Source organism: Streptomyces solincola, from assembly GCF_002982015.1.
Lineage (GTDB): Bacteria > Actinomycetota > Actinomycetes > Streptomycetales > Streptomycetaceae > Streptomyces > Streptomyces solincola.
In genome coordinates, this window is the sequence record NZ_PVLV01000262.1 from 1 (window position 1) to 3,310 (window position 3,310).

General features: G+C 74.1%; 3 protein-coding genes, 1 tRNA gene and 1 pseudogene. 3 read left to right on the forward strand and 2 right to left on the reverse strand.

The features are described 5' to 3' along the window. Both C6N75_RS31995 and C6N75_RS17490 read right to left on the reverse strand, forming a co-directional pair. A pseudogene (locus tag C6N75_RS31995) lies at nucleotides 1–631 on the reverse strand (ArgS-related anticodon-binding protein NrtL); the annotation flags it as partial. Between the two features lie 102 nt (nucleotides 632–733). Beyond that, on the reverse strand, nucleotides 734–1,237 hold the full coding sequence (locus tag C6N75_RS17490) for a response regulator (protein WP_105869842.1): 504 nt from the start codon (nucleotides 1,235–1,237) through the stop codon (nucleotides 734–736). Between the two features lie 100 nt (nucleotides 1,238–1,337). Between C6N75_RS17490 and C6N75_RS17495 the strand changes: the two genes are divergently transcribed. The 3 genes from C6N75_RS17495 to C6N75_RS17505 all read left to right on the forward strand — a co-directional run bounded on the left by C6N75_RS17495 (nucleotide 1,338) and on the right by C6N75_RS17505 (nucleotide 3,177). Further along, nucleotides 1,338–1,409: transfer RNA gene (locus C6N75_RS17495), tRNA-Arg, on the forward strand. A 266-nt stretch (nucleotides 1,410–1,675) separates the two neighbouring features. Then, nucleotides 1,676–2,500: a metallophosphoesterase family protein gene (locus tag C6N75_RS17500; protein ID WP_407703239.1), complete on the forward strand. Its 825-nt coding sequence runs from the start codon at nucleotides 1,676–1,678 to the stop codon at nucleotides 2,498–2,500. Next, complete coding sequence (locus tag C6N75_RS17505; protein WP_105869841.1) at nucleotides 2,497–3,177, forward strand: 4'-phosphopantetheinyl transferase family protein; 681 nt, start codon at nucleotides 2,497–2,499, stop codon at nucleotides 3,175–3,177. The genes C6N75_RS17500 and C6N75_RS17505 overlap by 4 nt, the downstream gene beginning before the upstream one ends. Nucleotides 3,178–3,310 lie beyond the last annotated feature (133 nt).

A 3,310-nucleotide genomic window follows, 5' to 3' on the forward strand; every position in this document is an offset into this window, starting at 1 on the left:
GCACCAGGAACAACCCGTTCCCCTCCGCCTGTACGAGCAGGGGCGCGCCCTCCAGCACCCGATCGCCCGCGCCCGCCCGCAGCAGCGCCCACCGCATCGCGTCCGCACCCAGCGGCGCCGGATCGTAGTGCGCCGCCCGCACCACCACGGCCGCCTCCCGGTCCTCCCGGAGCCTCACTTCCGCCCCCTGCGCCACCAGCAGCGCCCGCACCGCCTCCGCGTGCACCCGGGCCCGCACCTCGCCCCGGTGCACCAGCTCGACCCGCTGCCCGCGCAGCCCGTCGCCCCACCCGTACCGCACCCCACGCTCGCCGACCTCCGCGACCACCCCGGCCGCCGCACTGCCCGCCACCGTGATGCTCAGGAACCCGGGTCCCGTGACATCCACCCGCCCGACGCCCGGCTCCTTCTCCAGCGCGGCGGACAGCACCTCCGCCACCGCCCGAGGGGACATCCGCGCGTCCCGCGCCAGCCTCAGCGCCGCATTCGTCGCCCAGTCCCCGCACCCGCCGGCCCTCGGCCGCTCCACGACCACCCGTTCCGGCACCTCGACGCCGGGCCCCAGCGCACCCTCGTCCACCGCGCGGCGCACGGCGCGCAGCACGCTCAGGGACAGGTCAGCAGGGGTCACCACTCCAGCCTATGGGAGGAACCGTCCCCACAAGGAACGGTTTCGCCATCCGGTCACCCACCCCCGCGACCAGCGCGTTCACCACTCCGAACCGGTCACCGCTCAGGCCGGCGGACCGCTCCCCGCTCCGCCGCCCGGCCACGGCTGCCCGCCCCCGCGGCTCCCCTCCAGCGGCGGCTCCGACTGCCGCGTCACCAACCGCCGGACCAGCGCCACCAACTCCTCCGGGTCGAACGGCTTCGCCAGATACCCGTCGATCCCGCCGACGCCGTCCCACTCCCCCGGCTCGCTCGCGCTGACGATCACCACCGGCAGGTCCCGGGTCCGCGGGTCGTCCCGCAGCAGCCGCGCCGTGCGCAACCCGTCCAGCCGCGGCATCACCATGTCCAGCGTCACCGCGTCGGGCCGCACGTCGTGCACCACCGCCAGGCACTCGGCACCATCGGCCGCGGTCACCACCTCGAAGCCCTCCAGCTCGAGATTGACCCTGATCAGCTGCCGGATGACCCTGTTGTCGTCCACGACGAGCACCCGGCCGGACACGCCTGACACAACTCGAGAGTAGGACCCGCCCCACCCCTGCGTCCCGGTTTTCCCCACTTCCACCCCCACCGGGCCACCCCGCCGCCGCGACGCTGAATACCTGTTCACGGGCACCCCACGCGAACTGGTAGTGTTCTACCCGTCGCCGAGCAACACGGCGAACGCCCCCGTAGCTCAGGGGATAGAGCAACGGCCTCCGGAGCCGTGTGCGCAGGTTCGAATCCTGCCGGGGGCACTTCGCAGGAAGTGCCCGAGAACCCCGCAGTCAGTGGAGACGCTGAGGCGGGGTTTTCGCATATGCCATGACCTGGTCCTGGGGCATCGGCGGGGGGGCTTCGTCCATTCGCCGGAGTCCCGGCTCCGGCGGCGTGTACGTCCTCCCTGCGCGCGGAGGCGGGTGCCTGCCGCGGGGACAGTATGCCGCCGGGGTGGCTGGGGGTGCGTGGATATGCTGGCGGGATGGGGAGTGGGAGCGTGTTGCGGGCGGTCAGTGATCTGCATGTGTCACATGCAGAGAACCGGGCGGTCGTGGAGGGGCTTCGGGCCGGGTCGCCGGGGGACTGGCTGATCGTGGCGGGCGACGTCGGGGAGAGGTTCGAGGACGTCGAGTGGGCGCTGGGGCTGCTGCGGGAGCGGTTCGAGCAGGTGGTGTGGGTGCCGGGGAACCACGAGTTGTGGGCGGTGGAGGAGGACGGGCCGCGGGGGGTGGCGCGGTACGAGGCGCTGGTGGAGTTGTGCCGGGGGCTGGGGGTGCTGACGCCGGAGGATCCGTATCCGGTGTGGCGCGGGGTCGGAGGGCCGGTGCGGATCGCGCCGTTGTTCGTGCTGTACGACTACTCGTGGCTGGCGCCGGGGGCGCGGACGCCGGAGGAGTCGCTGGCGGTGGCGCACGAGGCGGGGATCGTGTGCGCGGACGAGCACTACCTGCATCCGGATCCGTTTCCGTCGCGGGCGGACTGGTGCGCGGCGCGGGTGGCGGAGAGCGAGCGGAGACTGGCGGAGGTGGCGGGGGATCTGCCGCTGGTGCTGGTCAACCACTGGCCGCTGGTGCGGGAGCCGACCAGGATCATGACGTACCAGGAGTTCGTCCAGTGGTGCGGGACGGAGCGGACGGCCGACTGGCACACCCGGTTCGGGGTGGAGGCGGTCGTCTACGGCCATCTGCACATCCCGCGGCGGACGGAGTACGACGGGGTGCGCTTCGAGGAGGTGTCGCTCGGCTATCCGCGCGAGTGGCAGCGGTTCGGGCTGCGCGCGGACCTGGCGCGGCAGATCGTGCCGGCCCGGGACGTCCCGGCGGAGGTCGCGGGGAGGGTGGGCGCGTGATCGGGAAGCTGCTGCCGGCGGAGGTGGCGTGGTCGGAGACCTCGGCGGACCGGCTGGACGTGCCGCTGTTCGCCGAGGAGGAGGCGTGCCTCACCCGGGTCGTGGCCAAGCGGAGGGCGGAGTTCACCACCGTACGGGCGTGCGCGAGGGACGCCTTGGCCTCACTGGGGTATCCGCCGGCGCCGCTGGTGCCGGGTGAGCGCGGGGCGCCGAGCTGGCCGGCCGGGGTGGTCGGCAGCATGACGCACTGCGACGGCTACCGCGCGGCCGTGGTCGCCCGGGCCGACGAGGTGGCCGCGCTGGGGATCGACGCGGAGCCGGACGCCCCGCTTCCGGAAGGGGTGTTGGAGGCGATCGCCCTCCCGGAGGACCTCGCGGCGCTGGCCGCGCTGCCGCCGGGCGGGCCGGCCTGGGACCGGGTGCTGTTCAGCGCCAAGGAGGCCGTGTACAAGGCGTGGTTCCCGATCGCGCGGGAGTTCCTGAACTTCACCGAAGCGGTGGTGGTCATCTCGGCGGAGGGGACGTTCGAGGCGCGGATCCTGGTGCCGGGGCCGGACTTCCTGGGGCGGCCGCTGGCCGGCTTCTCGGGGCGGTGGGCCGCCGGGGACGGGTTGGTGCTGACGGCGATCGCGGTGGCGGGACCGGCCGCCGGAGGGGGAAGCGGAGTGCGTGGCTGATCGTGCGGTGACGGTCAAGGCGCATGCGGCGACCGCGCACCTGCGCCGGCGCGGGCTGCCCGCGGGCGCCCGGCACGCCGTACGGTCGGTGGCGTGCCGGGGCCGCTGGTCGCGGACGTGCGGAGACGGGACG